A 26,474-nucleotide genomic window follows, 5' to 3' on the forward strand; every position below is an offset into this window, starting at 1 on the left:
TCCCCCTCAGGTCGCGTCCGCCGGCTCAGCGAATGCTGCTGCCGATCCGGCCCCAGTCGACCCAGCCCGGCGCCTGCGAGTCGACGTTCATCCAGATCAGGAACGCCTTGCCGCGCAGTTGGGTCTCGGGCAGCGTACCCCAGAAGCGGCCGTCGTCGCTGCGGTCGCGGTTGTCGCCCATGACGAAGTAATGGCCCTGCGGGACTTCGTAGCGCCCCTCGCCCATGTGGAACGGCGCGGCCTCGTCGATGTGCAGGATCTCATGGCTGCGACCGGGCATCGTCTCCTCGTAGAGCGAGGCACCAGTCATCTCCGCGCCGCGCCCCACGCCCTCGTAGGTGCCCAGCCGCTGGTAGCCGAACGGGGTGCCGTTGACGAAGACCTGGTTGTCGCGGAACTCGACCGTGTCGCCCGGCAGGCCGATCACGCGCTTGATCCAGTCCTGGTCGGGGTGCTGCGGCGGACGGAACACCACCACGTCGCCACGCGCCGGCTCGCCGATGTCGATGACCTTCTTGTTGGTGATCGGCAGCCGGATGCCGTAACTGAACTTGTTGACCAGGATGAAGTCGCCGATCAGCAGCGTCGGCATCATCGAGCTCGACGGGATGCGAAAGGGTTCGGCGACGAAACTGCGCAGGATCAGCACCACGAACAGGACCGGGAAGAAGGCCTTGGCGTAATCCACCGCGACCGGCTCCTTCTCCTCGATCAGCCCGCTGCGGCGCGCGCGCCGTTTGGCCAGCACCAGCTTGTCGAGCAACCAGATGACGCCGGTCAGCAGCGTCAGGAGGACCAATGCAGTCTCAAACCATTTCATGCGAGCTCCTCGGGAGCGGTGGTGCCTGATGGGCGATCGATGATCGGAAAAACGGGGCGTTCACGTTGCGCACGCCGCTCACCGACATGCGATCACGAATCGCGACTGTTGCTGAGCACCGCCAGGAACGCTTCCTGCGGGATCTCGACGCGGCCGACCTGCTTCATGCGCTTCTTGCCTTCCTTCTGCTTCTCGAGCAGCTTCTTCTTGCGCGAGATGTCGCCGCCGTAGCACTTGGCCAGCACGTTCTTGCGCATCGCCTTGACCGTGGTCCGGGCGATGATCTGCGAGCCGACCGCAGCCTGGATCGCCACGTCGAACATCTGCCGCGGGATCAGGTCCTTCATCTTCTCGGTCAGCTCGCGCCCGCGGCGGTCGGCGTGCTGGCGATGGACGATCAACGACAGCGCATCGACCTTGTCGCCGTTGATCAGCGTGTCCACGCGCACGAACGGACCGGCCTGGAACCGCAGGAAGTGGTAGTCGAGCGAGGCATAGCCGCGGCTGACCGACTTGAGCTTGTCGAAGAAGTCGAGCACGACCTCCGCCATCGGCAGCTCGTAGCTGATCTGCACCTGGCTGCCCAGGTAGCTGATACCGATCTGCGTGCCGCGCTTCTCCTCGCACAGCGTGATCACGTTGCCGACATAATCGGGCGGGGTCAGCACGTTGGCGCGGATGATCGGCTCGCGGATCTCCTCGATCTGGTTGACCGGCGGCAGCTTGGCCGGGTTGTCGAGGCTGAGGATCTCACCGTCCGTGCGCAACACCTCGTAGATCACCGTCGGCGCGGTGCTGATCAGGTCGAGGTTGTACTCGCGCTCCAGCCGCTCCTGCACGATCTCCATGTGCAGCATGCCCAGGAATCCGCAGCGGAAGCCGAAGCCCATCGCCTCCGAACTCTCGGGCTCGAAGCGCAGCGCGGCGTCGTTGAGGCGCAGCTTCTCGAGTGCCTCGCGCAGCGCCGGATAATCCTCGGCATCGATCGGAAACAGGCCCGCGAACACGCGCGGCTGCATCTCCTGGAAGCCGGGCAGCGGGCTGGGCGCCGGATCGCCGGCCAGGGTCAGGGTGTCGCCGACCGGCGCGCCGTGCACGTCCTTGATCGATGCGGTGATCCAGCCGACCTCACCGGCCCGCAGTTGCGGCAACGGCTTGCGCTTGGGCGTGAACACGCCGACGTTGTCGACCTGGTGGCTGCGCCCGGTCGACATCACCAGCAGCTTGGCACCGGGCTTGATCTCGCCCTGCATCACGCGCACCAGCGAAACCACGCCCAGGTAGTTGTCGAACCACGAATCGATGATCAGCGCCTGCAGCTTGTCGGTGTCGCGCGGCTTCGGCGGCGGGATCCGATGCACGATCGCCTCGAGCACCTCCTCGACGTTCAGGCCGGTCTTGGCGCTGACCGCGACCGCATCGGCGGCATCGATGCCGATGACCGCCTCGATCTCGCTCTTCGCCCGCTCGATGTCCGCCGTGGGCAGGTCGATCTTGTTGAGCACCGGCACCACTTCGAGCCCCTGCTCGACCGCGGTATAGCAGTTGGCGACCGACTGCGCCTCCACGCCCTGGGCCGCGTCGACCACCAGCAGGGCGCCTTCGCAGGCGGCCAGCGAACGGCTGACCTCGTAGCTGAAGTCGACGTGTCCGGGCGTGTCGATGAAGTTCAGATGGTAGGTCTGGCCATCGCGCGCGGTGTACGGCAGCGACACCGACTGCGCCTTGATCGTGATGCCGCGCTCGCGCTCGATCGGGTTCGAGTCGAGCACCTGCGCTTCCATCTCGCGCGCCTGGAGGCCGCCGCAGAGCTGGATGATGCGGTCGGCCAGGGTCGACTTGCCGTGGTCGACGTGGGCGATGATGGAAAAGTTGCGGATGTTCCGCATGGGATCGTGGGTCATGTGCGGCGGCCGGGCCGTCGTCGGGATAACGGGCGATTATCGCATAGCGCCGCCGCCCCGCCGCGCTCGCCGTGCCTCCTGCCAGCGCGACGCCTGGGCGCCCGGAGACGCGAAGGCCCGCGGCGTCGGCCGCGGGCCTTGCATGAACGCAGCGCGGGCGCCTGCGCTCAAGGCGCGTCGGGCACCGAAACTGCGCGGTACTGGGTCGCGCCACCGCGGCCGCGCACCAGCAGCATCACCGTATCGCCCGGCTTGACGTCGCGCAGCGCACGGTCCAGCGCGGCCGCACTGGCGACCGGGGTCCGGCCCACGCGCAGGATCACATCGCCCGCGGCGATGCCCGCGGTCGCCGCGGCACCACGGCCGACGCCGGTCACCAGCACGCCTTCGTCGTTCGACAGCCCGAACTGCCGGCGCTGCGCGGCATCGAGGTCGCGACCGGCCAGTTCGAGCGGATTGCCCTGCGTCGACGGCGTGGTCCCGCGCTCGGGCGCGGTGCGCGGCGCGCCGGCCGACCCCTGGCCGTCGAGCTGCATCAGCGTCACGTCGAAATTGCGGCTGCGGCCGTCACGGAACACGTCGAGCTTGACCCGGGTCCCAGGCGCCTTGCTGCCGACCAGCGGCGGCAAGTCGCTGAAGGTGTTGATCGGCGTGCCGTCGACGGCGCGGATCACGTCGCCCGGCTCCAGCCCGGCCTTCTCGGCCGGACTGCCCGGCGCGACCACGGTCACCAGCGCGCCGCGCGCATCGGGCAGCTTGAAGCCGGCGACCTCGTCAGCGCCGACCAGCCCGATCTGCACGCCGAGCTGCCCGCGCTGCACGCTGCCGGTCCGCTTGATCTGGTCGGCGACGTTGGAGGCCACGTCGATCGGGATCGCGAAGCTCACGCCCATGTAGCCGCCGGAGTTGCTGAAGATCTGCGAATTGATCCCGATCACCTCGCCGGCGACGTTGAGCAGCGGGCCGCCCGAATTGCCGCGATTGATCGGCACGTCGGTCTGGATGAAGGGCACGTACTGCTGGTTGGCGTAGGGATTGGAGCGCTGCACGGCACTGACGATGCCGGCCGTCACCGACTGCTCGAAGCCGAACGGCGAGCCGATCGCGACCGCCCACTGCCCGGGCTTGACCGCCGCGGCGTTGCCCATGCGCAGCATCGGCAGACCGCTGGCATTGATCTTGAGCACGGCGACGTCGGATTCGGGATCGCTACCGACGACTTCGGCCTGGAACTCGCGCCGGTCCGACAGCCGCACCTTGACCTCGTCGGCGCCCTCGATGACGTGATGGTTGGTCAGCAGATAGCCGTCGGACGAGATCAGAAATCCTGTGCCCATCGAGGCACGCGGCACGCTCTGCCCGGGGCCACCCGGCCCGCCCGGAAAGTCGAAACCAGGACCGAAGAAACGTCGGAAGATTTCCGGGATCTGCGCGTCGTCGGGCATCTGCTGCCCGCGCGTCTGGCGGGTGCCGGCGGTCGATTCGATGCTGACTACGGCCGGACCGACGCGCTCGACCAGCCGGGTGAAGTCCGGCAGCCCGCTGACCAGCGGCGCCTGGGGCGTGGCGGAGACGGTGTTGGCGGTATCGGCCGCCGACGGGGCGGCGCTCGACTGCGCGGTCGCATTGGGCAGCACCAGCGCCGTGGTCGCCGCCGACAGCACCGCGACCAGGGACACGGCCAGCAAGGATTTCTTCATCGAGGTCATGGGGGAGTCCGGAAGTTCAAGACAGGGGGATCTGTCGCCGCTGGGCGGCGACGTGCCGGAACGGCTGCGGCGCGATGCTCAGGGCTGCGCGGCGGACGCCTGATCGGGGACCTGGCGTGCGTCGCCGGGCTCGACCGGGAAACTCGGCAGCACGTCGCTGGCCGGCGCGTCGCTGCGTGCCCAGGAGGGCGCATCGAAGCCGCCGCCGTAGCGCACCGAGAAGCGGGCATCCGGCGCCAGGTCGCTCGCCTTCGGCCAGGGCCGCGCGACCGAGGGCGCAGCCGGCAGCCCGGCGTTGGTCGCGGCGGCCGCGAATGCGGCCTCGACCTGCGACGCGGCGGCCGGCGCTGGGGCCAGGGCATCGGGGGCGACCTCCAGAGGCGTTGCCGCAGCGGCCACCTGTACCGGTGCCGCATCGCGCGTGCGGCGCGCCGCCGGGGGCGCGACCGCGCGGTCGCCGCGGCTGCGCCGGGGGACTTCGGCGGTCGCGTTCGCCGCCGCACCTGCGGCCGCAGCCGCCTGGACCGGCGCTGCGGGTTCATGCGCAAACGCCGACGCATCGGCCGCGGCATCGGTGGCCAGCGGCTCGCTGGTCGCGGCGACCTGCGCGGCCGGCAGTGCGGCCTTGTCTTCCGCGCCCGGCACGCCACCCGGGCGGCCGACGAACAAGGCGGCCAGCGCGACCGAGGCCGCCAGCGCCGCGCCGCCCCCGCCCCAGCGCAGCAGGCGCGGACGGCGCCCGGCCGAGGCCGGCGCGACGGTGACGCCGTCGTTGGCAATGCCACGGGCGACGCGATCGGCGAAATCGGGCGGCAGCAGCGAGACGTGGCGACCGCGCAGCACGTCGCCACAGACCTGCCAGCGCTCGAAGCACGCCGACAGTTCGGCGTCATGCTGCAGCCGGCGGCGCAGGAAGCGCGCCTGGTCCTGGGGCAGCGCGTCGTCGAGCATCGCCGACAACTGCTGGCGGTGGTACAGCTCGAGCTTGTCCGGATCGGGACCGAGCTGCAGGGCATCGATGTCGTCGGAAGGGCTCATCGGGTCACGCGCTCCACTTGTCTCTCGTTGTCCATCAGGGGCCTGAGTTCGCGATCGATCGCATCGCGCGCCCGGAAGATCCGCGAACGCACCGTGCCGATCGGGCACCCCATGCGTTCGGCGATCTCTTCGTAGCTCAGGCCATCGACCTCACGCAGGTTGATCGCGACGCGCAGTTCCTCGGGCAAGGCTTCGACCGCGCGCACCACCGTTTGTTCCAGTTGCTGACGCATCAGTTCACGTTCCGGCGTATCGCCGTCGCGCAGACGGATCGCCGAATCGAAATGCTCGGCGTCATCGACGTCCACATCGTCGGTCGGCGGCCGCCGGTTGTGCGCGACCAGATGGTTCTTGGCGGTGTTGACGGCGATGCGGTGCAGCCAGGTGTAGAACTGCGCATCGCCACGGAAGCTGGCGATCGCGCGGTAGGCGCGGATGAAGGTCTCCTGGGCGACGTCCTGGCATTCGCTCCAGTCGGCCACGTAGCGCCCGATCAGCGCGGCGATGCGGTGCTGGTACTTGCGCACCAACAGGTCGAACGCCGCGGTGTCGCCGCGCTGTACCCGCTTGACCAGTTCCTCGTCCAGATTTCCGTACTCCGGGCTGTCGCGTTGTTCGGCCATCAGCCGGACCTCCTTCGGGGCCCGGCCTGGCACGGGCAATGAGACAGGCGGTCGCGCGAAAAGTTCCGTCACGACGGGTATGGCATCGTCGCCGCACCAAAGAATGCATGTCCTGGGGCCACGACCGACGTTCCGCAAGCCGGCCGCACGATTTGACGGCACGGAAGCGACCTCGGGATCATAGGACCCACCTCCGTACTCTAAAGAATGGTGCCGTATGCTTGCAGGCCTCGACGGGCTTCGCTTCAGCCACTGGCAAGCGCAATCGCGCGATGACGGTGTCCTGGTGCTCGCGTTCGACCGCGCAGGCGAGTCGGTCAACACCTTCGCCCAGGATGTGCTCATCGAGTTGGACACGCTGCTCGAACGCCTGGCGCTCGACCCGCCCAAGGCCCTGGTGATCCGCTCGGCCAAGGCCAAGGGCTTCATCGCAGGGGCCGACATCCGCGAATTCCAGGCATTCGATGCCAAGGGCACGATCGGCGACTCGATCCGCCGCGGCCAGTCCACGTTCCAGCGCCTGGCCGAGCTGCCCTGCCCGACCGTCGCCGCGATCCACGGCTTTTGCATGGGCGGCGGCACCGAGATCGCGCTGGCCTGCGACTATCGCGTCGCCAGCAACGATCCCTCGACCAAGATCGGCCTGCCCGAGGTCAAACTCGGGATCTATCCCGGCTGGGGAGGCAGCGTACGCCTGCCGCGGCTGGTCGGTGCACCGGCCGCGTTCGACATGATGCTCACCGGACGCGCGTTGTCGGCCAAGGCCGCGCGCGGGATCGGCCTGGTCGACAAGGTCGTCGAGCCGGCGCTGCTGGTGGATGCAGCCGCGGCGCTCGCGCTCAAGGGCACCACGCGGCCGCTCAAGCAGCGCGCGCTGGCGCGGCTGACCAATCTGTGGCCGGTGCGCCAGGCGCTGGCCCCGGTGCTGCTCAAGCAGGTCGCACGCAAGGCAAGGAAGGCGCACTACCCCGCTCCCTACGCGCTGGTCGAGACCTGGAAGCGCGCGTCCGGCGATACCCGCGCCCTGCTCTCGGCCGAACGCCGCTCGGTGGTCAAGCTCGCCGGCACCTCGACGGCGCGCAACCTCACGCGCATGTTCTTCCTGATGGAACGGCTCAAGGGCCTGGGCGGCAAGGCCGGCGCGCAGCAGGCCCCGATCCGCCGCGTGCACGTGGTCGGCGCCGGCGTGATGGGCGGAGACATCGCCGCGTGGTCGGCCTACAAGGGCCTGGAGGTCACGCTGCAGGACCGCGAGCAGGGATTCATCGACAAGGCGCAGGCACGCGCGGCCAAGCTGTTCGAGAAGAAGGTCCGCGACGAAGCCAAGCGTCCCGAAGTCGCCGCCCGGCTGCGCTCGGATCTGGCCGGTGACGGGATCGCCGAGGCCGACCTGGTCATCGAGGCGATCATCGAGAACGCCGAGGCCAAGCGCGCCTTGTACGCGACGGTCGAACCCAAGCTCGGCCCCGATGCGCTGCTGACCACCAACACCTCTTCGATCCCGCTAGACGAGCTGCGCGCCCACGTGCAACGCCCGGCGCAGTTCGCCGGCCTGCACTACTTCAACCCGGTGGCGTCGATGCCGCTGGTGGAGATCGTCCACCACGACGGCGTCGCCGAAGCGACGATCCAGCGGCTGGCGGCGTTCTGCAAGGCGATCGACAAGTTGCCGGTGCCGGTCGCCGGCACGCCGGGCTTCCTGGTCAACCGGCTGCTGTTTCCGTACATGCTCGAGGCCGCGACCGCGTACGCCGAAGGCATCCCGGGGGCGGCAATCGACCGCGCGGCGATGGCGTTCGGTATGCCGATGGGGCCGATCGAGCTCATCGACACCGTCGGCCTGGACATCGCCTCGGGCGTGGGACAGGAACTGGCGCCGTTCCTCGGCCTGCAGATTCCCGCTTCGCTGGCGACGCCGCCCGAGGCCGGCAAGCGCGGCAAGAAGGACGGCCAGGGCCTGTACACGTGGGAAGACGGCAAGCCGAAGAAGCCCGACCTGCCGAAGGACTATCGCGCGCCCGAGGATCTGCAGGACCGGTTGGTGCTGCCGCTGCTCAACGAGGCAGTCGCCGCGCTGCACGACGGCGTCGTCGCCGATGCCGACCTGCTCGATGCCGGCGTGATCTTCGGCACCGGCTTCGCCCCGTTCCGCGGTGGCCCGATCCAGTACATCCGCGAGACTGGGGTCGATGCAGTGCTCGAACGCCTGCGGACGCTGCAGGCGCGCCACGGCGACCGCTTCGCGCCGCGACCGGGCTGGGACGCCGCGGCGCTACGCGCCGGCTGAGCCTGCCGGACCGATCGAGACCGGGCCGAGCGCCTGGTCGGCGTCACGCGCCGTCGGCGGCTGCCGCGATCGCTGCGGCGCGATCGGCGATCGCCTGCACGACCGCTTCGCGCTCGGACGGCGTCAAGGCGAGCATCTCGAAGGTCTCGCCGAAAAACAGCCCGTCGAAGGCGAGCATGACCATCATGGCCTCGGGAAACCGCGGTCCGAGCCGCCGCAGCTGATCGATCTGTTCGCCCGAGAACCGCCGCGGCTCCTCCATGAGCTCGGGCGTGTTGACCGCCGCGGCAATGAACGAGCGGGTGGCGTGCGGCTCGTGCAAGCCTTCCTTGCGTTCTGCGCGATGTGCCTGCACCAGTGCCTGCAGGTAGCCACCAGGCGTGGCCGGTTGCTCCGCGATCGCCGCCTTGAGCGTCGTGCGGTGCTCGTCGAGGTGATGTTCGACCATCGCGCGCAACAGCGCGTCCTTGCTGGCGAAGTGGTACAGCAGGCCGCCCTTGCTGACGCCCGCTTCGGCCGCCACGGCATCGAGCGTGAGATGGGCCGCGCCCACCTGTTGGGACACGGCCAGGGCCGCGTCGAGAATGCGGGCGCGGGCATCGCTGCGGGGTTTTCGGGTCATGGCTGCCGGGCTTGACGACGAGCCCACAAGTCTAGACGATACCGTCCAGCCGGTACAGTCAAGGATTCAACGTGATGACCTCCCTTCATCCGCGACCTGCGCTTGTCGACAGCGCCAACGTCACTGCCGCAGATGCCTACGCGGCGCTGTCTTGGGTCGAGCAGTTCGTCGAACTCGCGCGCCTGGCGATCGACGAGGACGACGACGAAGCGCTGCGGCGCCGTTATGAGGACGAGCTGCTGCGCCGCGCGGTCTATCTGCGCGCCGCCGGTCTGTTCGATGTCATGCAGATCCGCCACCCCGCCCTGCGCGCGCTGGTCGCCGACGCGCGCTGAAGGCGGCCACGCCGCACGCCCAGCGCCGTCGCACTACATCGTGTGGGTCGGCTTCTCCGACGTCAGCACGCCGGCCAGCAAGGTCTCGATCCGCCCTTTGAGCGCTTCGCCCTCGGGGGTGTCGGCGAACTGGACGCCGACCCCGGCCGCGCGGTTGCCCTGGGCGCCAGCCGGCGTGACCCACACCACCTTGCCTGCGGTGGGCAGGCGTTCGCTCGACTCGGGCAGCGTCAGCAGCAGGAAGACCTCATCGCCGATGAAGTAGCGCTTGGTCGTGGGCACGAAGACCCCGCCCTGCTTGAGATAGGACATGTAGGCGTTGTACAGCGCCGCCTTGTCCTTGATGGTCAGCGACAGGATGCCCTGGCGCGCGGCGGCTCCGGTAGCGCTCATCGATTCGATTCCCCGGTTGTGGTCATGGACGGCCAGCGGCGCTGCGCCATCCCTGGAGCAGTTCGGCGATCGCCAGGTCCGCGCGGACGGTGGTCCTGAGCAGATCGCGCGTGCGGTTGGCCGCGTCGAACCACGCCGCGAGCTTCGCGATTCGCGTCGGGTCAGTCAAGGCGGCCGCGCGCGCAAGCGCAAGATCGGCCGCATGGCGCAGCCGGTCCACGGCCTGCTCGTCGCCGGCCCAGCGCTGCGCGGTCGCAACGGCCGGCAGCTCGCCCTTGGCCAGCCCGGCCAGATCGCGATGGACCTCGCGGCGCAACTGCATGCCACCGCCAGCGAGCCAGTCGGCCGCCAGGCCCGGGTGTCCCTTCGCCGCATCGAGCGCCTCGACCACGTCGTCCTGCGCGTAGCCCTTGCCCGCCAACCACGCCAGCGCCTCGTCGCGCGGCGGCAGGCGGAACTCGATGCGCTGGCAACGGCTGCGGATTGTCGCCGGCAACCGCGCCGGGTTGGCCGCGACCAACCACAGGTGACGACCGGGCTGCGGCTCCTCGAGGGTCTTGAGCAGCGCGTTGCAGGCCGCGTGATTGATCGCGTCGGCCGGATCGACGATCGCGACCTGCGCCTGCCCGTACTGCGGCGTCAGCGACAACTTGTCCGACAGGCCCCGGATCTGTTCGATGACGATCTCGGTGCGCAGCTTGGTGCCGTCCTTGGTCGGCACGAACGACACTGGATGGAAATCGGGATGGCTGCCCGCGGCCAGCAACTGCGCGACGCGCGGCTCGCGGTCGGCCCCGAGCACATGCGCGGCCAGCGCGTCGGCGACCGCGCGCTTGCCCAGCAGCGCAGGCCCGCAGAACAGCAGCGCATGGCCCAGCCGCTGCGCATCGAGCGTGGCGAGGGTGTGCGCATAGATGCGCTGCTGCCAGGGGGCGAAGTCGGCCACGCCGGCGCTCATGCCGACACCTGCAGGACCTGGAGCGCGTGCACGGCGTCGGCGGCGACCGCATCGGCCGGCCGGGCGGCATCGATCACCCGGAACCGCGCCGGATGCGTTTGCGCGCGGTGCAGGAACGTCGCGCGTACCCGCTCGAAGAACGCGTCCTGCTCGGACTCGATGCGGTCCGGGCTCGGGTCGCGACTGCGCGCACGCGCGCGGCCCTGTGCCACGCCCAGGTCGAGCAGCAGGGTCAGGGCCGGCTCGATGCCGACATAGTCGCGCTCGAGCGCGGCGATCCGCGCAACCTCCAATCCGCGCCCGCCGCCCTGGTAGGCGTAGCTCGAATCGGTGAACCGATCGCTGATCACCCAGGCGCCGCGCTCGAGCGCCGGCACGATGGTCTCGGCCACGTGTTGGGCGCGCGCGGCGAACACCAGCAGCAGTTCGGTGTCCGGGCGTGCGGGCTCGTGCCCCGGATCGAGCAGCAGGCTGCGGATCATCTCGGCCAGCGGCGTCCCGCCGGGTTCGCGCGTACACACGACCTCGCGGCCGTCGGCCTGCAACGCTGCGCACAGCGCGCGCAACACCGTGGTCTTGCCCGCGCCTTCGCCGCCTTCGATCGTGACGAAACGCGGATACGACCGCAGCCCGCTCACGGCCGCACCTCCTCGCTGGTCGCGGCTTCGACCTCCGCCTCGTTCGGCGGCAGGGTCTCGTCGCCGGCGGCGGCCTGGGCGGCGCTGCCTGCGCTCGCATCGCCGCCACCGAAGCGCGCCCGATAGCGCCGCACGTACTCGCGGACCGCGGCGTTGTGCTCGGCGTAGCTGCGCGAGAACACATGGCGGCCACTGCCATCGCCGACCGCGACAAAGTACAGCGTGTCGCCCGGCGCCGGGTGCGTGGCCGCCTCGATCGCGGCCTGGCCGGGCATCGCGATCGGCGTGGGCGGCAGGCCGTCGCGGGTGTAGGTGTTGTAGGGCGTATCGGTCTGCAGATCGCGGCGCCGGATATTGCCGGTGTACGCGGTGCCCATGCCGTAGATCACCGTGGGATCGGTCTGCAGGCGCATGCCCAGTTGCAGCCGGCGGTTGAAGACGCCGGAGATCTGCGGGCGCTCTTCGGGCACGCCGGTCTCTTTTTCGATGATCGAAGCCAGCACCAGCGCCTGCTCGCGGTCCTCGAGCGCCAGGCCCGGGTCGCGCGTCTCCCAGGCGCGGTCGAGCGCAGCCTCGAGCGCGGCATTGGCCCGCGCCAGCACGTCCAGGTCGGTGTCCCCGCGGGTGTAGAGATAGGTCTCGGGCAGGAAGCGGCCTTCGGGATGCACGCCTTCTAGGCCGACTTCGGCCATCAGGCGCGCGTCGTCGAGCTCGGGCACACGCTGCGCCAGCAGTTCGGCGCGCGCGAGGGCAGCGCGCAGTTCGCGCATGTTCCAGCCTTCGACGATCGTGAAACGGTGGTGGATGACCTTGCCGTCGCGCATCCGCAGCAGCAGCGTGCGCGGGGTCGTCTTGGCGTCGAGCGGATACTCGCCGACTTGGATCTTGGCATCGGCGCCGAGCTGGCGCGCGAGCATGCGCCATTCCAGAGCATGCCCTTCGACCACGCCGGTCTCGCGCAGCCGCGCGAGCACGCGCTGGAACGAATCGCCGCGCTCGACGGTGAACGTGCGACCGTCCTCGATGTCAGACAGCGGGGTGTCGGCAAAGCCGGTGTAGCGGTCGTAGAGCAGATAGGCGCCGGCACCGGCCAGCAGCGCCGAGAGCACGAACAGCAGGCCGAGGCCGCGCCAGCGGCGTTTCACAGGTGGGGTCATGGGCGGCGAAGGCCGTCGGTTCCGAATCGGGACGTCAGGATACCGTGGCGCCCGTGCAGGGCGTGACCTGCGGCCGCGATCGGCCGCGCAGGACGGCCATGGCGCGGCAGCGACGCGACTTCTGCGATCCTAGCCGGCCTTCCCGCCGCCATCCCTCGATGAAGAAGCGCGTCAAGAGAATCCTCGCCTGGGGTGTGTTCACGCTGCTGGTCATGGCGGTCAGCAGTGTGTTCGTCGCCGACCGGCTGATGCCGCCAGCGACCGGGGTGCCGAGCACGACGCTGCCGCTGTCGGAGGATGCGACCGCACTGGACCGCGAACTGACGCCGCTGCTCGCCCGCCACCCGGGCCAGACCGGCGCGATCATGCTGCCCGACGGCATCGACGCCTACGCCGCGCGTGCGATCTCTGCACGCCAGGCCGGACGCAGCCTCGACCTGCAGTACTACATCTGGCACGACGACCTGACCGGCCGCATGCTCGCCAACGAGGCCTGGGAAGCGGCCGAGCGCGGCGTCCGGGTCCGGATCCTGCTCGACGATGTGGGTGTGGGCGACATGGACGCCACGCTGCTGGCGATGGACGCCCATCCGCGCATCGAGCTGCGCGTGTACAACCCGTTCCGCAATCGGAGCGGGCCGCTGCGGGTGCTGGAAATGATCCAGCGCGCCTGGGGCGTGAACCATCGCATGCACAACAAGGCGTGGATCGCCGACGGGCGACTGGCGGTGGTCGGCGGGCGCAACATCGGCGTGGAGTACTTCAGCGCCGCCGAAGCATTCAACTTCCACGACCTCGACGTCGCCGTGTTTGGTCCCGCAGTCGCCGAGGCCAGCGCGATCTTCGACGACTTCTGGAACAGCGAGGCCGCGGTGCCGATCGCTGCGCTCAATCGCAAGCCGCCGCACACGCTGCGCGCGGTGCTCGCGCGGATCCGCGACGAGGCCGGCAGCCCCGAGGCACGCCGTTTCCTCGATGCGATGGACATCTCGCCCAGCGTACGCCGTTACTTCTCGCAGGAGCTGACGCCAATCTGGAGCGAGGACATCCGGATCCTCTCCGATCCGCCGATCAAGTGGCGCGGCGATGAACGCGGCAACTGGCTGGTCGAGCATCTGGTCGGCCAGATCGGCGCAGCCAAGCGCAGTGCGTTGTTGATCTCGCCGTACTTCGTCCCCGGCGGGAATGGTACCGAGGGCCTGGTCGCGCTGGCCGACCGCGGCGTCCATGTGTCGGTGGTCACCAACTCACTGGCCGCCAACGACGTCGTGGCCGTGCACGGCGGCTACGCGCGCTATCGCAAGCCGTTGCTCGAAGGCGGCGTGCATCTGTTGGAGACCCGCAGCCAGGCCGACGCCAAGGCCGCCAGCAGTCTGTTCGGCAGCAGCGGGGCGAGCCTGCACACCAAGGCGGTGCTGATCGATGGCCATCGCGGCTTCGTAGGCTCGTTCAACCTCGACCCGCGCTCGGCCAATCTCAACACCGAAATGGGCGTGCTGTTCGACGACCCGGACCTGGGCGCGGCGCTGCGCGACGAGTACCTGCACCTCGCCGACCCGGACATGAGCTATTGGGTCTATCTCGACAGCAAGGGCCGGCTGCGCTGGCTCGACCGCGCGCGCGACCCGCCAGCCGCCCTGGACAGCGAGCCCGACGCCACCCGGCGACAGCGCGCGATCGCAGCGCTGGTGCGCTGGCTGCCGATCGAATCGCAGCTGTGACCGTGCGCGGTCGGCGGGCGCGCCAGCGCTGCGCCCACACGCCGGCCGCGTGGTGCACTGCAACACCTGCGGCAACCCGATGACGCAGACGCAAGCGCTTGATACCGCGGTGTTTTCCGCCTCGCGCGGGTGGGCGCGACCCTTTCCGGGGAGGAGGTGCGTAAAATGCGGCGTTCCCGGACAGACGGCGTCCGCGGACGTCCGCAGACGGACGTACGGGCCCACCTGCTGGCCCCATGCCGCCTCCAGCCAACCATGCGTCGGGCGATTGCCCGCGACGGAGCATTGAATGATTTTCGAGCACCTCGACACCACCGGTCACGAGCAGATCGTGTTCTGCCACAACAAGGACGTCGGCCTGAAGGCGATCATCGCGATCCACAACACGGTGCTGGGCCCGGCGCTGGGCGGCACGCGCATGTGGCCGTACGAATCCGAGCAGGACGCGCTCAATGACGTGCTGCGCCTGTCGCGCGGCATGACCTACAAGAACGCGGTCGCCGGCCTGAACATCGGCGGCGGCAAGGCGGTGATCATCGGCGACCCGGCCACCGACAAGTCCGAGGGTCTGTTCCGCGCATTCGGCCAGTTCGTCGAGTCGCTCGGCGGCCGCTACATCACCGCCGAGGACGTCGGCATCGATGTCAACGACATGGAGTTCGTCTACCGCGAGACCCAGTACGTCACCGGCGTGCACCAGGTCCATGGCGGCTCGGGCGACCCGTCGCCGTTCACCGCCTACGGCACGCTGCAGGGCCTGCTGGCGTCGTTGAACCGCAAGTTCGGCAACGAGGAAGTCGGCAACTACAGCTATGCGGTCCAGGGCCTGGGCCATGTCGGCCTGGAGTTCGTGAAGCTGCTCAAGGAGCGCGGCGCGAAGATCTTCGTCACCGACATCAACAAGGAGCGGGTCGAACGCGCGGTCAGCGAGTACGGTGCCGAGGCCGTGGGCCTGGACGAGATCTACGATGTCGATGCCGATGTCTATTCGCCATGCGCACTCGGCGGCACGGTCAACGAAAAGACCCTGCCCCGCCTGAAGGCCAAGATCATCTGCGGCGCGGCGAACAACCAGTTGGCCAACAATGCGATCGGCGACGAAGTCGAGCAGCGCGGCATCCTCTACGCGCCCGATTACGCGGTCAACGCGGGCGGCGTGATGAACGTGTCGCTGGAGATCGACGGCTACAACCGCGAGCGTGCGATGCGCATGATGCGCACGATCTACCACAACCTCACGCGCATCTTCGAGATCGCCGAGCGCGACGGCATTCCGACCTACCGGGCCGCCGACCGCCTGGCCGAGGAGCGCATCGAGGTCATCGGCAAGCTCAAGCTGCCGCTCGGTCGCGCCGCCCCGCGTTTCCAGGGCCGCGTCCGCGGCGCCTGAGGCGGTTGAAGTAGAGCAAAGCGCTTCAGAAATGGGAGTTCCACTTCGGCTGGGCAGCGGCCTGCCGGCCGGAAGCCGCTCTTCCCTCGGCCAGGCCGCTTCGCGGTCCGGCCACGCGAAGCACGCGTGGCGTTCACCTGGATGCGCGGCAATGCCGCGCAAGCCATCCAGGCTCACCCTGTCCTGACTCGGGTGCGCGCCCGCTCCGCTTCGCGGATCGGTCCGGCCCGGCGCAGCGCGCCGTGCGTTCGTCCACTCGCGCGGCATGCCGCGCAAGCAGAGCGGACTCACCCATGGCGCGCTTGACGCGGCCACCGACCGGCAGTCCGCTCTGTGCGGAGCGCTTCTGATGACTTCGGCAAAGAACCCGGTACAAGACGATGGGGCTTCGGCCCCATCGTCGTATCCGGCGATCCGAAAGAACGGGGCCGAATGCAATCGCGCGCGCCGCCCCGACCCGGTCAGAAGCCGTAGGCGTAGCGCAGCGACAGCATGCGGTCGGCGCCGCGCGGGCCGAAGCGCTGGTCCAGCCCCAGCCCCAGCAGCGAGCGGCGCGTCAGTCGGCTGTCGAGTCCGACGCCGAACAGGCCGCCCGAGCGTGCCGGATCCAGCCCCGCGATCGGCGCCCAGGCCTCGATGCCGGTGAAGCTCGCCTGCAGGTCGAAGCCGCTGGCCGACAGCGTCTGCTGCCATTCGCCGTAGCCGTGCAGCGAGAACCCGGGTCCGTCCCAGCGCGCACGCACGCCGGCGATCGCCTGGGTGCGCTGCGCCGACCAGCCGGCGCTGCGCAGGCCGAAGCCGTCGCCGCCGAGTTCGTCGAAGCCGTCGCTGCGCAGCCGCACCTGCTCGGCGCCGGCATACGGCCCGATCTCGGCCGCACCGATCCGCCAGTGACGGCCGGCCTCGATCGCCGCCTGGGTGTAATGACCCGCGTAGCGGGTCGAGACCCCCTGCGGCATCGCGCCAGTCAACAGCGTGCGCTGCAGGTCGCGATCGAAGCGGCCGCTGCCCAGTTGCATCATCGCGTAACCGGCGCCAAAGGTCCGTGCAACGTAGGCCTGGGCCTGCGTCAGCCGATCGTGGCTGCGATCGCCGCGGCTGCCCGCGATGCCGTCGCCGCGCAGCTCGCCGAACGCGAATCCCGCCACCAGGCCGTCACCGAGCGCGTGATCGCGCCCCAGGCTCCAACCGTCGACGGTGAAGCCGTCCCGGGCGAATCCGCCGCGGCCGCCCTGTCCCAGGGCGTCCTTCCACACCCCGATACTTGCCGCATTGGCCGCCAGCGCACCGACGCGGTCGGCGACCAGGCGGCGTGTCATGTCGACATTGTCGAACGTCGCCGACAGCGCCGCGGCGTGCTGCGCACCGGACAGACTGTCGAGCGCGGCGAGCGCGCGCGCCTCGTCCTGCACCTGTTGCAACGCCCCCGCCGCGCGCACGAAGCCGTCGGCGACGGGCACGCCGGCGGCGTTCTGCGCATCGATGCGCGAGAACGCGCCTTCGACGCGGACCGCCGCGCCCTGCCCCTGCGCCGTGATGCCGGCCATCGACATCGCCGTTGCGCTGACGTCGAGCCGGGCGATGTCGAGCCAGGCCCGGTTGGCGTCGTAACCGAGCGTGGCGTCGAGGAACACGCCCGGGCCGCGGGTCAGGCTCCCGAAGCTGCCGGTCACGCCGTCGGTGGCCTGGACCACGATCTCACGCGCCGAGTGGACATAGCCGCCGACGATGCCGGTCACCTGCAATTCGCCGGCCAGCCAGGCGCTCCCGGTGACCTGCAAGGGCGCACCGATCTGCCACGCCAGCCGCCCGCTCGCGCCTTGCTGGAAATCGCCGACGATCGTCCGCCTGCCGAAGTTGCCGGCGACTGCGACCGTGCCGTTGTTGACCAGCGTGCCGCCGATGCGCACGCCACCCAAGCGCAGCGCGGCGCCAGGCGACACGGTCGCCGCCCCCGGCACCGTGCCGGCAAACGACAGCGTGCCGCCCTCGACACGCGTCGCGCCGCGATAGTCCATGAGCCCGTCCAGTTGCAGCGTGCCGCTGCCGCGCTTGACCAGCCCGCCAGCACCGGTGATGGCGTTGCGCCAGGTCGAGGTGCCAGTGAAGTTCACGGTCACATCGCCCCAGTCGAACTTCGCGGGGCCGCCCACGGCCTTGGCGACGTTCAACGCGCCGTAGCCGAACACCGGATCGACACCCGGCGCGCCGATGTCGGTGGCGGTGCCGAGGATCGTCTGGCGCACCAGGTCGTTGTCGAAATACGGGAAGGCTTCCCAGACCAGCGCCGCGGCGCCCGAGACCAGCGGGGCGGCCAGCGAGGTGCCGCTGTACTTCCAGTACTCGGGGCGGTTGGGCGCGGCGTCGGTGCCGGTGACGACGACGGTACCGGGCGCGACCAGGCAATAGCGCATCGCGATGCCGCAGGCGTTGGAGTAATCGGCCAACTGCGTGGTGCTGTTCTCGGCCAATGCCGACACGGTCAGCCAGCCGCGTTCGAGATCGGCGCCGGGCGTGCTGCCGTTGGCGCCGCGCTGACTCGGCAGTGCGGCAAGATCCGAGGGATCGGCGCGCTTCGAGTTGCCCGAGGCGAAGACCACCAGCCCGCCGTGGCCGATCACGAATGGGCGGTACTCGCTGGCGATCTCGCGCGCTGCATTGTCGCCGCTGATGTACAGCCCGCCCCAGGAGTTGTTCATGACCCGCACATCGCGGCGGATCAGGTCGGCATGGATCGCCTCGACGCCGATGCGCCCGGTCACCGGGTTGCCATTGCCCGAACCGTCGTCGACCGGTGGCTTGTCGTTGATGATGCGCGCCGAGACGATCTCGGCATTGGGCGCCACGCCGCCCGGCCAGGCGCCAAACGGCCGCCCCGCCGCAGCCTGCGCGACGGCTGTGCCATGCCCGGCGACATCGTCGACCGACAGGTTGTTGTCCCGACCGACGTAGACCAGATTGGCGACCACCCGATCACGCAACGCCGGATGCTTGCGGTTGACGCCGCTATCGAGGAAGCCGATACGCACACCACGGCCGGTATAGCCGGCGTCATGCGCGGTCCAGGCGCCGGTGTCGGCCAGATGCCGGCTATAGGCCGGCTCAGGCGGCTCGACCACCGTCGGCGGCGGATTGGGCGAGATCACCGGCGGCGGTGGTGTCGGCAGCACGATCCCGCCACCCGACCCGCCGCCGCAGGCCGCCAGCGCGCTGCCCAGTGCCATGGCGAGCACGGCGCGACGCATGGTCTGCGGCGCCCGCACGATCCTCGAATCCGACATCCTGCACCCCTCTCCCGTTGATCGATCGTCGCGCGCGGCCACGCCGGCGCCTGCTTCCCCTGCGCATGCTTCTATACGCGCAAATGTCCAATCCCGCCATCGGGGCCAATCCCAGTCGGCCGGGTGCCGATTCCCGTGGCCGGATGCGATAATCGCCCGATCGCATGCAGCTCACTACGGAGTTTCGCCTCATGACCGAGATCGTCATCGTCGGTGCCAAGCGCACCGCCATCGGGTCCATGCTCGGCCAGTTCACTGGCGTTCCCACGCCGACGCTGGGCGCAGCGGCCATCCGCGCCGCGCTCGAGCAGGCCGGCGTGGCGCCCGAGCAGGTCGACGAGACCGTCGTCGGCTGCGTGCTGCCGGCCGGCCTGGGCCAGGCCCCCGCGCGTCAGGCCTCGCGCGCGGCCGGCATCCCCGACGCGGCCGGGTGCGTGACCATCAACAAGGTCTGCGGCTCGGGCATGCAGGCGGTGATGTACGGCCACGACATGATCAAGGCCGGGACCGCCACGGTCGTCGTCGCCGGCGGCATGGAATCGATGACCAATGCGCCGCATCTGCTGCCCGGCGCACGCACCGGCATCCGCTACGGCAGCGCCGAGTTCCTCGACCACATGGCCTGGGACGGCCTGACCAACCCGTACGACGGCAAGGCGATGGGCGTGTTCGGCGACATCGCCAGCGAGAAGTACGGCTTCAGCCGCGAGGACCTGGACGCCTATGCGGTCGAGAGCGCGACCCGGGCCAAGCATGCGATCGCGTCGGGCGCCTTCAAGGACGAGATCGTTCCGGTCGTGGTGAAGACCCGCAAGGGCGAGGCGAGCTTCGACACCGACGAGCAGCCCGGACGCATCCAGGTCGACAAGATCCCGACCCTGCGCGCGGCCTTCGGCAAGGACGGCCTGCTCACCGCGGCGAGCTCGTCGAGCATCTCCGACGGCGCCGCCGCGTTGGTGCTGACCTCGGCCGACGAGGCCGCCGCGCGTGGCTTGACCCCGCTGGCGCGCATCGTCGCCCACGGCCGGCATTCGCAAGCACCCGAGTGGTTCACCACCGCGCCGGTGACCGCGATCCGCAACGTCCTCGACAAGGCGGGCTGGAAGGTCGAAGATGTCGACCTGTTCGAGGTCAACGAGGCGTTTGCCAACGTCGCGATGGCGCCGATGAAGGATCTGGGCATCCCCCACGACCGCCTCAATGTGAATGGGGGCGCACTGGCGCTCGGCCATCCGATCGGCGCAAGCGGCGCGCGATTGATCGTGACGCTGGTCCACGCGCTCAAGGCGCGCGGCCTAAGTCGCGGAGTCGCTTCACTTTGTATTGGTGGCGGCGAAGCGACCGCAATTGCCGTCGAAATGGCGTGAACTTCGGTTAACGTGATTTTTACGAAAAAACCACGAACTCCCGCTTGACAGCCGTTCGCGGCTTGTCATGATGTTGCCGGCGCGCATTTAGCGCGTTGCCCACACTTTCAGACGAGGAAGACACAATGACGATCAACAAGGCTCTGCTTGCCCTGGCTATGGGTTTTGCGCTGGCTGCCTGCAGCAACGCCGATCAGGCCAACAGCTCGGCCGAAGGCGCTGCTGACGCGGCTGCCGACGCGCAGGCCGCTGCCAACGAGACGACCGATCCGGCCGTCGCTGGCACCGCGCAGACCGCCGCTGACGACGCCGCCGCTGCTGCCGACGCCGCTGCCGAGGCTGCTGCCGACGCCGCCGCTGCTGGCACCGACGCTGCTGCCGAGCACGCCGCCGACGCTGCCGACCACGCTGAGACCAAGGCCGAAGACGCCAAGGACGCAGCGCAGGAAGTCGCACCGTAATTCCACGTGGTGGCCCTCGCGCCACTGTGTCGAATTGCAGAAGGCCGCCGGGTGTCCCGGCGGCCTTTTTTCATGGTCGGGCACCGCCCGGCCTTGCCATCGCGCTCACATCGACGCATTCACGCTCCGTCTTCCGTACTTGCCCACAGGAGACCTGCCATGCGTTTCACTCTGTTGACCGCCACGACGATCGCCGCCCTGACGCTGGCCGCCTGCAACAACCACAGCGCCGATGCCGAGCGCGAGCGTGCCGAAGCCTCGGCTGCCGCCGACAACGCCGGCCGCGCAATCTCCGATGCCGCGTCGGCGACCGGCGAGGCCGCGCGCGAAGGCGCCGATGCCGCCGCTGCCGCCTCGTCGGACGCGATGCACCGCGCCCAGGTCGCCGCCGACGACGCCGCGGCGCGCTCCGAAGCCGCCGCCCGCGAGGCTGCCGCCGCCACGGGCCGCGCGACCCAGCGTGCCGGCGAAGCGATCGAGAACACCGGCGAGCGCATGGAAGAACGCGCCGACCGCTGAGTCCTGCGCGATGTCGTTCCCGGGCCCGCCGCAAGGCGGGCTTTTCGTTGGCGGATTGGCCACGCGTTCAAATGATGGAGGGACGCCCAGATCGATGCGTGCTGGCCAGCGCCTGCCGACGGACGGCCGATGAGTAAGCCATATGCCGGCGCGCGCGCGCCGTCCACCAGGAGCGCCCGCCCCCTTGGCGGTGCGGAACACGCCCCGTAGCGGCCGATAATCGCGGTGGTTGTCGAGTGAACACGAGGCCGGCGCTCGCCCGTCGCCTGCGCCAAAGTGCGTGCTAGTCTCGGCCTTCCGCGTCGTCCCCCGGCGGCGCGGACCGGCCCGTTGGGTGCATCGGGCGGCCCCGTCCATCTCCGAGGTAACGCGCGACATGGCTATTTTTCCAAGTTCCGGTTCCGCCAAGAAGGATCCGCCCGCTCCCGGCAATGACGCCGCGCTTTCGCCTGCGCCGGTCCGCGACGTGACGCCCGCCGTCGCCGACTTCGCGACGCCGACCCCGATGCCACAGCCGCGCAGCGCGCCGGCGCCCGTTGCGAAGGAATCGATCATCGCGGCCGATCTGACGATCGAGGGCAAGATCGAGGGCTCGGGCGATGTCCGCATTGCGGGCCGCTTCAAGGGCGACGTCAACGTCCAGGGCACTCTGACGATCGAACATGGCGCCAAGCTCAACGGCGGCGTACGCGCCAACCAGGTGCTGGTGTCGGGCGAACTCGACGGCAACATCGATTCGGCCTCGCTGGTCGAACTGCGCGCCTCGGCGGTGATGACCGGCGACCTCAAGGCCGGCTCGCTGACGGTAGCCGCCGGTTCGAAGATCCGCGGGCATGTCGAGTGCGGCTGGGGCGAGGTCAAGGGCGACGAACGCCGCGCCTCCCGCAGCCAGGATGCAGCGGCGTCCGATCGCGTCTGACATGGATCCCCGCACCGGTGCGGCAGGCGCGACCCGCGTCTGCCCGCACTGCAAGACCACGATCCTCGAAAGTTCGGCGCGCTGCCCGGCGTGCCGGCACTATCTGCGCTTCGATGCCGATGCCTCCACCAGCATCGGCACGCAGGACGCCACCACCGCGCTGCAGGTCGAGGGCACGATCCGGCACCCGCCCGAAGGTGGCGCCTGGGAGTACTCGGTGGTGCTGGTCATCCGCGACGAAGCCGGCAAGGAACTCAACCGCCAGGTCGTCGGCGTCGGCGCACTGTTCGCTGGCGACGAACGCAGCTTCAGCCTCGCCGTCGAAGTCGTGCCCACCCGCGACATGCGACGCAGCCCCAACCGCCGCGGCCGGCACTGACCCACGCGATCGAGCAGCACGCCGAATGTCCGAACCGTATTCGCTGTATGCCCGCCTGAGCTTCGCACCCGGCGCGTTCGAGGCGTTCCTGGCGGCCGCGCCTGCCCAGCCGTCTGCCTTCGGCGACTGGCAGACCTGGTTCGATCAGCATCGACTGGCCGGCGACGGGCGCGTGCCGGCAGGCCTGCTCGCCGATGTGGATGCTGGTCGGGTCGCAGACATCATCGAGGCCTGGCAGCGCGACCCTGCCCTGGGAATGCCGCCGATGGCCTACGACGCCGCGACCGGCGTGTGCCGGATCGCGATGCTCAGCGCGTCGGAGAACGTCGAAGCGCTTGTGCGCATGCTCGCGCCGCTGCGCGGCGCTGCCGCATGGCATCGCGCCGAGGCCGACGACTTCATCGTGGTGCTGGACTTTCTGTGGGGCGGTGATCAGCTTGGCGCGTACGTGGCCCTGCGCGATGGTCACAGCCATCTCGGGACCACGGTGCCCCCGGCGCATCGCGCCGAGGCCATCGACTATCTCGAATGCACCTTGGCGGCATTCGAGCAGGGCGCCTGAACTCGACCCCGCCCGCGAGCACAGCCGTCGGATTCAACCGCAGCCATCACAGCCGCCGCAGCTCGCACCGCCGCGCGGTGCGGGCGCGATGCGCCGCCCCAGCGCCCGGATCCAGGCAGGCCGTCCCGGCCGCACCAGCGGCACCGCCAGCGCGATACGCAGGCGCCGTGCGGTCGCAGGCGCCTGCTTCTTCAGCACGATCCAGCCGCTGACCGCGACCAGCAGTGCGACCGCAACGTACTGCAGTGCGAGCTGCAGGTCCGCGCTCACCCGGCCCCCAGCGCACGCGCCACTTGGTAGGTCAGCAGCGAGGCCAGGTAGGCCAGCGCAAACAGGTAGCCGGCATTGATCGCCATCAGCTGCCACGAGCCGGTCTCGCGCCGGATCGTCGCCCAGGTCGAGATGCATTGCGGCGCATAGATGAACCACACCAGCAACGATAGACCGGTCGCCAATGACCAGCCGTCGGTGATGATCGGCGTCAGCGCCTGGGCTGCGGCGGCATCGTCGGCGGCCGATAGTGCATAGACGGTCGCCAGCGATGCGACCGCGACTTCGCGCGCGGCCAGGCCGGGGATCAGCGCGATGCAGATCTGCCAGTTGAAGCCGAGCGGCGCGAACACCAGCGCCAACGCATGGCCGAGGCGGCCACCCAGGCTGTACTCGATCGCCGCCCCGGTGGCGCCGTCGGGCGGCGCCGGGAACGAGAGCAGGACCCACAGCAGCACGGTCAGCGCGAGGATGATCCCGCCCACACGCCGAAGGAAGATCATCGCGCGCTCCTTCAGGCCGATCGCCAGATCGCGCGGATGCGGCAGCCGGTAGGACGGCAGCTCCAGCAGCAGCGGATGCTCGCTGCGATCGTGGCGCCAGCGCTTCATCACGAACGACACCGCCAACGCGCTCAAAATGCCGGCCATGTACAGCGCGAACAGCACCAGCCCCTGCAGGTTGAGCGCTCCCCAGACCTGCCGTTGCGGAATGAACGCACCGATCAGCAACGCATAGACTGGCAGCCGCGCCGAGCACGTCATCAGCGGCGCGACCATGATCGTCGCCAGCCGGTCGCGCGGGTCCTGGATCGAGCGGGTGGCCATGATCCCGGGAATCGCGCACGCGAAGCTCGACAGCAGCGGGATGAACGATCGGCCCGACAGCCCGGCGCCCTTCATCAGCCGATCGAGCAGGAACGCTGCGCGCGGCAGGTAACCCGACTCCTCCAGCGCCAGGATGAAGAGAAACAGGATCAGGATCTGCGGCAGGAAGACGATCACGCCGCCCAAGCCCGCGATGATGCCGTCGGCGAGCAGGCTGGTCAGCGGACCGGGCGGCAAGGTCGCCGACACCCAGGCCCCCAGCGCGGAGGTGCCGGCATCGATCATGTCCATCAACGGCGTCGCCCAGGCGTAGACGGCCTGGAAGATCAGGAACATCACCAGTGCCAGCGCCAGCAGGCCGAATACCGGATGCAGCAGCCAGCGATCGAAGGCATCGTCGATCCGTGCGGTCCGGCGCGGCATGCTCACTGTGGCCGCCAGCAGCGCACGCACCTGGGCGTGCAGGTCGCCTTCGGCGTCGCCGCTCGAGGGCGGCCGCGGTCTTGCGACCGTGTCGGCCAGCCGCTGGCGCAGCGCCTGCGCGCCGTCGCGGTGGATGGCGACGGTTTCGACCACGGGCACGCCGAGTGCGGCCTCCAGCGCCTGGACATCGATGGCGATACCACGCCGTGCCGCGGCATCGGCCATGTTCAGCGCCACCACCATCGGCCGGCCCAGCGTCCGCAACTCCAGCACGAAACGCAGGTGCAGCCGCAGATTGGTCGCATCCACCACGCAGACCAACACATCGGGGGCCGGCTCGCCCGGATAGAAGCCGCGGCACAGGTCGCGGGTGATCTGCTCGTCCAGACTCGCCGGCTGCAGGCTGTAGGCGCCGGGCAGATCGAGCAGCGCCCAGTGCGCGCCATCGGGGCCGCGCATCCGCCCCTCCTTGCGCTCGACGGTGACGCCGGCGTAGTTGGCGACCTTCTGTCGGCTGCCGGTCAGCAGGTTGAACAGTGCCGTCTTGCCGGCGTTCGGGCTGCCGACCAGGGCCAGCCGCGGGATGGCCGCCGTGGTCATGCCGCCTCGCCAGCGTGGACCTGGACGCGCGCGGCCTCGCTGCGACGCAGCGCGAAGCGGGTAAAGCCCACGCGCACCAGCAACGGGTCGCCGCCGAACGGCGCCAGCGCAACCACCTCGACCGACTCGCCGGGCACGAAGCCCAGTTCGCCCAGACGGCGGGCGATCGGATCGTGACTGCCGACCGCCTGGACGGCATCGACGAGGCCCGGGGTGCGCGGCGGCAGCTGGCAGAGGTTCAAGGCAGGTCCGGTGCGAATGGGAATGGGTCGCGATTCTACTCCCGCGCGACCGCGACACAGGCGCCCGCCCCACCCTCCGTCATGCCTGGGTCTGTTTCGCCCGCGCAACGCAGCGCCGCGCGCTCTGGCCGCGCTCGAGGCTCGGCCCACAGACGCCACCTCACGCGCCTGGGCGCAGGCGCGTGGCCCTGCGTCCGCGCGCCATCGTGCCCGGGCGCAGCGGTTAGACTGCGCGCTTTCGTTTCGAAAGGATCGCGCATGCTCCCCGATTCCGTCCGCGCCATCGTCACCGGGGGGGTCTCCGGCCTCGGCCTGGCCGTCGCCCATCGCATCGTCGCCGATGGCGGCCGTGTCGCGCTGCTGGACGTCAACGACGACAAGGGCGCCGAGGCGGTCGAGGCGCTGGGCGCCGATCGCGCACGCTACCTGCGCACCGACGTCACCGACGAGGCCGGGGTCGCGACCAACATCGAGGCCGCGCACGCGTTTCTGGGTGGCCTCAATGCCGCGGTGAACTGCGCCGGCATCCTCGGCGCCGGCCGCGTGCTCGGACGCGAGGCGCCGATGCCGCTGGAGACCTTCAGCCGCACGGTGATGGTCAATCTGGTCGGCAGCTTCAACGTCGCCAAGGCCGCGGCCGCGGTCATGCAGCACAACGCGCCCGGCGAGGACGGCGAGCGCGGCGCGATCGTCAACACCGCCAGCGTCGCCGCGTACGAAGGTCAGATCGGCCAGGCCGCCTATGCGGCGTCCAAGGGCGGTGTAGTGGGCATGACGCTGCCGATGGCGCGCGAACTCGCGCGTTTCGGCATCCGCGTCAACACGATCGCGCCGGGCATCTTCTGGACCCCCATGGTCGACGGCATGCCCGAGGCGGTGCAGCAGTCGCTGTCGGCCTCGATCCCGTTCCCCTCGCGCCTGGGCCGACCGGACGAATTCGCCGACCTCGTCGCCCACCTCCTGGCCAGCCGCTACCTCAACGGCGAGACCATCCGCCTCGACGGCGCGGTCCGGCTGGCGCCGAAGTAA

Annotated in this window: 25 protein-coding genes; 11 read left to right on the forward strand and 14 right to left on the reverse strand. The window is 69.8% G+C overall.

The window, feature by feature from the left end; all coding sequences use genetic code 11:
• Window positions 1-25: 25 nt before the first annotated feature.
• The 5 genes from lepB to rpoE form a co-directional block, all read right to left on the reverse strand.
• Window positions 26-820 (reverse strand): signal peptidase I, encoded by a 795-nt coding sequence (gene lepB / locus ABE487_RS07930; protein WP_346444398.1) that lies wholly within the window; start codon window positions 818-820, stop codon window positions 26-28.
• 92 nt (window positions 821-912) lie between these two features.
• Entirely contained in the window at window positions 913-2,724 is a 1,812-nt protein-coding gene (gene lepA / locus ABE487_RS07935) for a translation elongation factor 4 (protein WP_346444396.1), read from the reverse strand.
• Between the two features lie 167 nt (window positions 2,725-2,891).
• Window positions 2,892-4,433 carry a Do family serine endopeptidase gene (locus ABE487_RS07940; RefSeq protein WP_346452708.1) on the reverse strand — a complete coding sequence of 514 codons (1,542 nt, stop codon included), beginning with the start codon at window positions 4,431-4,433 and terminating at the stop codon, window positions 2,892-2,894.
• A 78-nt stretch (window positions 4,434-4,511) separates the two neighbouring features.
• Window positions 4,512-5,471, reverse strand: a complete 960-nt coding sequence (locus ABE487_RS07945; protein WP_346452885.1) for a sigma-E factor negative regulatory protein — start codon at window positions 5,469-5,471, stop codon at window positions 4,512-4,514.
• Window positions 5,468-6,094, reverse strand: coding sequence for an RNA polymerase sigma factor RpoE (gene rpoE / locus ABE487_RS07950; protein ID WP_346444391.1), 627 nt, complete (start codon window positions 6,092-6,094; stop codon window positions 5,468-5,470). The genes ABE487_RS07945 and rpoE overlap by 4 nt, the downstream gene beginning before the upstream one ends.
• Before the next feature lie 217 nt (window positions 6,095-6,311).
• Between rpoE and ABE487_RS07955 the strand changes: the two genes are divergently transcribed.
• Window positions 6,312-8,381 carry a 3-hydroxyacyl-CoA dehydrogenase NAD-binding domain-containing protein gene (locus tag ABE487_RS07955; RefSeq protein ID WP_346451448.1) on the forward strand — a complete coding sequence of 690 codons (2,070 nt, stop codon included), beginning with the start codon at window positions 6,312-6,314 and terminating at the stop codon, window positions 8,379-8,381.
• 43 nt (window positions 8,382-8,424) lie between these two features.
• On the opposite strand, the gene ABE487_RS07960 is transcribed toward ABE487_RS07955, so the two are convergent.
• Window positions 8,425-9,003: a TetR/AcrR family transcriptional regulator gene (locus tag ABE487_RS07960; protein WP_346444388.1), complete on the reverse strand. Its 579-nt coding sequence runs from the start codon at window positions 9,001-9,003 to the stop codon at window positions 8,425-8,427.
• A 74-nt stretch (window positions 9,004-9,077) separates the two neighbouring features.
• Between ABE487_RS07960 and ABE487_RS07965 the strand changes: the two genes are divergently transcribed.
• Window positions 9,078-9,338 (forward strand): hypothetical protein, encoded by a 261-nt coding sequence (locus ABE487_RS07965; protein ID WP_346444386.1) that lies wholly within the window; start codon window positions 9,078-9,080, stop codon window positions 9,336-9,338.
• Window positions 9,339-9,371: 33 nt separating this feature from the next.
• Here the strand turns inward: ABE487_RS07965 and ABE487_RS07970 are convergent, their stop codons facing one another.
• Genes ABE487_RS07970 through mltG form a run of 4 tightly spaced genes read right to left on the reverse strand, consistent with a single transcriptional unit; the run spans window position 9,372 to window position 12,472 of the window.
• Window positions 9,372-9,731, reverse strand: coding sequence for a PilZ domain-containing protein (locus ABE487_RS07970; RefSeq protein ID WP_183426345.1), 360 nt, complete (start codon window positions 9,729-9,731; stop codon window positions 9,372-9,374).
• Between the two features lie 22 nt (window positions 9,732-9,753).
• The gene (locus ABE487_RS07975) at window positions 9,754-10,689 is read right to left on the reverse strand and encodes a DNA polymerase III subunit delta' (protein ID WP_346451449.1); all 936 of its coding nucleotides are present in this window, start codon (window positions 10,687-10,689) and stop codon (window positions 9,754-9,756) included.
• Entirely contained in the window at window positions 10,686-11,327 is a 642-nt protein-coding gene (gene tmk, locus ABE487_RS07980; RefSeq protein ID WP_346451451.1) for a dTMP kinase, read from the reverse strand. Before tmk ends, ABE487_RS07975 begins: the two co-directional genes overlap by 4 nt.
• Entirely contained in the window at window positions 11,324-12,472 is a 1,149-nt protein-coding gene (gene mltG / locus ABE487_RS07985; RefSeq protein ID WP_346452886.1) for an endolytic transglycosylase MltG, read from the reverse strand. The genes tmk and mltG overlap by 4 nt, the downstream gene beginning before the upstream one ends.
• A gap of 170 nt (window positions 12,473-12,642) precedes the next feature.
• Between mltG and ABE487_RS07990 the strand changes: the two genes are divergently transcribed.
• Both ABE487_RS07990 and ABE487_RS07995 read left to right on the forward strand, forming a co-directional pair.
• Entirely contained in the window at window positions 12,643-14,205 is a 1,563-nt protein-coding gene (locus ABE487_RS07990) for a phospholipase D family protein (protein ID WP_346451454.1), read from the forward strand.
• 289 nt (window positions 14,206-14,494) lie between these two features.
• Window positions 14,495-15,595, forward strand: a complete 1,101-nt coding sequence (locus ABE487_RS07995) for a Glu/Leu/Phe/Val dehydrogenase (protein WP_183426350.1) — start codon at window positions 14,495-14,497, stop codon at window positions 15,593-15,595.
• Between the two features lie 461 nt (window positions 15,596-16,056).
• Here ABE487_RS07995 and ABE487_RS08000 read toward each other — a convergent pair whose 3' ends face one another.
• Window positions 16,057-18,876: a S8 family serine peptidase gene (locus ABE487_RS08000; RefSeq protein WP_346451456.1), complete on the reverse strand. Its 2,820-nt coding sequence runs from the start codon at window positions 18,874-18,876 to the stop codon at window positions 16,057-16,059.
• A 191-nt stretch (window positions 18,877-19,067) separates the two neighbouring features.
• Here ABE487_RS08000 and ABE487_RS08005 point away from each other — a divergent pair, with 191 nt between their 5' ends.
• The 6 genes from ABE487_RS08005 (at window position 19,068) to ABE487_RS08030 (ending at window position 23,083) form a co-directional block, all read left to right on the forward strand.
• On the forward strand, window positions 19,068-20,243 hold the full coding sequence (locus ABE487_RS08005; protein ID WP_346451457.1) for an acetyl-CoA C-acyltransferase: 1,176 nt from the start codon (window positions 19,068-19,070) through the stop codon (window positions 20,241-20,243).
• 125 nt (window positions 20,244-20,368) lie between these two features.
• A complete protein-coding gene (locus tag ABE487_RS08010; RefSeq protein ID WP_183426352.1) occupies window positions 20,369-20,704 on the forward strand; it encodes a hypothetical protein in 336 nt (111 codons plus the stop codon).
• Between the two features lie 159 nt (window positions 20,705-20,863).
• Complete coding sequence (locus ABE487_RS08015; protein WP_346444371.1) at window positions 20,864-21,223, forward strand: hypothetical protein; 360 nt, start codon at window positions 20,864-20,866, stop codon at window positions 21,221-21,223.
• Between the two features lie 376 nt (window positions 21,224-21,599).
• A complete protein-coding gene (locus tag ABE487_RS08020) occupies window positions 21,600-22,142 on the forward strand; it encodes a polymer-forming cytoskeletal protein (protein ID WP_346444369.1) in 543 nt (180 codons plus the stop codon).
• A 1-nt stretch (window position 22,143) separates the two neighbouring features.
• On the forward strand, window positions 22,144-22,521 hold the full coding sequence (locus tag ABE487_RS08025) for a hypothetical protein (RefSeq protein ID WP_346444367.1): 378 nt from the start codon (window positions 22,144-22,146) through the stop codon (window positions 22,519-22,521).
• 25 nt (window positions 22,522-22,546) lie between these two features.
• Complete coding sequence (locus ABE487_RS08030) at window positions 22,547-23,083, forward strand: hypothetical protein (RefSeq protein ID WP_346451459.1); 537 nt, start codon at window positions 22,547-22,549, stop codon at window positions 23,081-23,083.
• Between the two features lie 33 nt (window positions 23,084-23,116).
• Here the strand turns inward: ABE487_RS08030 and ABE487_RS08035 are convergent, their stop codons facing one another.
• The 3 genes from ABE487_RS08035 to ABE487_RS08045 are packed head-to-tail and all read right to left on the reverse strand — an operon-like array spanning window position 23,117 to window position 25,445.
• A complete protein-coding gene (locus ABE487_RS08035) occupies window positions 23,117-23,341 on the reverse strand; it encodes a DUF6587 family protein (protein ID WP_346451493.1) in 225 nt (74 codons plus the stop codon).
• Between the two features lie 8 nt (window positions 23,342-23,349).
• A complete protein-coding gene (locus ABE487_RS08040; RefSeq protein WP_346451460.1) occupies window positions 23,350-25,203 on the reverse strand; it encodes a ferrous iron transporter B in 1,854 nt (617 codons plus the stop codon).
• Window positions 25,200-25,445 (reverse strand): FeoA family protein, encoded by a 246-nt coding sequence (locus ABE487_RS08045; RefSeq protein ID WP_346451461.1) that lies wholly within the window; start codon window positions 25,443-25,445, stop codon window positions 25,200-25,202. The genes ABE487_RS08040 and ABE487_RS08045 overlap by 4 nt, the downstream gene beginning before the upstream one ends.
• A 258-nt stretch (window positions 25,446-25,703) precedes the next feature.
• On the opposite strand from ABE487_RS08045, the gene ABE487_RS08050 reads away from it, so the two are divergent.
• A complete protein-coding gene (locus ABE487_RS08050; RefSeq protein ID WP_346444359.1) occupies window positions 25,704-26,474 on the forward strand; it encodes an SDR family oxidoreductase in 771 nt (256 codons plus the stop codon).

Origin of the sequence: Luteimonas sp. TWI596 (assembly GCF_039674105.1) — a bacterium.
Taxonomy (GTDB): Bacteria; Pseudomonadota; Gammaproteobacteria; order Xanthomonadales; family Xanthomonadaceae; genus Luteimonas.

What these genes read in the sequence shown, in the direction of transcription:
- ABE487_RS08005 (WP_346451457.1), top strand. Translation starts at nt 19,068, where the DNA reads ATGACCGAGATCGTCATCGTCGGTGCCAAGCGCACCGCCATCGGGTCC.
- lepB (WP_346444398.1), bottom strand. Translation starts at nt 820, where the DNA reads ATGAAATGGTTTGAGACTGCATTGGTCCTCCTGACGCTGCTGACCGGC.
- ABE487_RS08030 (WP_346451459.1), top strand. Translation starts at nt 22,547, where the DNA reads ATGTCCGAACCGTATTCGCTGTATGCCCGCCTGAGCTTCGCACCCGGC.
- ABE487_RS08000 (WP_346451456.1), bottom strand. Translation starts at nt 18,876, where the DNA reads ATGTCGGATTCGAGGATCGTGCGGGCGCCGCAGACCATGCGTCGCGCC.
- lepA (WP_346444396.1), bottom strand. Translation starts at nt 2,724, where the DNA reads ATGACCCACGATCCCATGCGGAACATCCGCAACTTTTCCATCATCGCC.
- ABE487_RS07960 (WP_346444388.1), bottom strand. Translation starts at nt 9,003, where the DNA reads ATGACCCGAAAACCCCGCAGCGATGCCCGCGCCCGCATTCTCGACGCG.
- ABE487_RS07975 (WP_346451449.1), bottom strand. Translation starts at nt 10,689, where the DNA reads ATGAGCGCCGGCGTGGCCGACTTCGCCCCCTGGCAGCAGCGCATCTAT.
- ABE487_RS07970 (WP_183426345.1), bottom strand. Translation starts at nt 9,731, where the DNA reads ATGAGCGCTACCGGAGCCGCCGCGCGCCAGGGCATCCTGTCGCTGACC.
- rpoE (WP_346444391.1), bottom strand. Translation starts at nt 6,094, where the DNA reads ATGGCCGAACAACGCGACAGCCCGGAGTACGGAAATCTGGACGAGGAA.
- ABE487_RS08050 (WP_346444359.1), top strand. Translation starts at nt 25,704, where the DNA reads ATGCTCCCCGATTCCGTCCGCGCCATCGTCACCGGGGGGGTCTCCGGC.
- ABE487_RS07965 (WP_346444386.1), top strand. Translation starts at nt 9,078, where the DNA reads ATGACCTCCCTTCATCCGCGACCTGCGCTTGTCGACAGCGCCAACGTC.
- ABE487_RS08015 (WP_346444371.1), top strand. Translation starts at nt 20,864, where the DNA reads ATGCGTTTCACTCTGTTGACCGCCACGACGATCGCCGCCCTGACGCTG.
- ABE487_RS07945 (WP_346452885.1), bottom strand. Translation starts at nt 5,471, where the DNA reads ATGAGCCCTTCCGACGACATCGATGCCCTGCAGCTCGGTCCCGATCCG.
- ABE487_RS07995 (WP_183426350.1), top strand. Translation starts at nt 14,495, where the DNA reads ATGATTTTCGAGCACCTCGACACCACCGGTCACGAGCAGATCGTGTTC.
- ABE487_RS07940 (WP_346452708.1), bottom strand. Translation starts at nt 4,433, where the DNA reads ATGACCTCGATGAAGAAATCCTTGCTGGCCGTGTCCCTGGTCGCGGTG.
- ABE487_RS07990 (WP_346451454.1), top strand. Translation starts at nt 12,643, where the DNA reads ATGAAGAAGCGCGTCAAGAGAATCCTCGCCTGGGGTGTGTTCACGCTG.
- ABE487_RS08020 (WP_346444369.1), top strand. Translation starts at nt 21,600, where the DNA reads ATGGCTATTTTTCCAAGTTCCGGTTCCGCCAAGAAGGATCCGCCCGCT.
- ABE487_RS07955 (WP_346451448.1), top strand. Translation starts at nt 6,312, where the DNA reads ATGCTTGCAGGCCTCGACGGGCTTCGCTTCAGCCACTGGCAAGCGCAA.
- ABE487_RS08025 (WP_346444367.1), top strand. Translation starts at nt 22,144, where the DNA reads ATGGATCCCCGCACCGGTGCGGCAGGCGCGACCCGCGTCTGCCCGCAC.
- ABE487_RS08040 (WP_346451460.1), bottom strand. Translation starts at nt 25,203, where the DNA reads ATGACCACGGCGGCCATCCCGCGGCTGGCCCTGGTCGGCAGCCCGAAC.
- ABE487_RS08010 (WP_183426352.1), top strand. Translation starts at nt 20,369, where the DNA reads ATGACGATCAACAAGGCTCTGCTTGCCCTGGCTATGGGTTTTGCGCTG.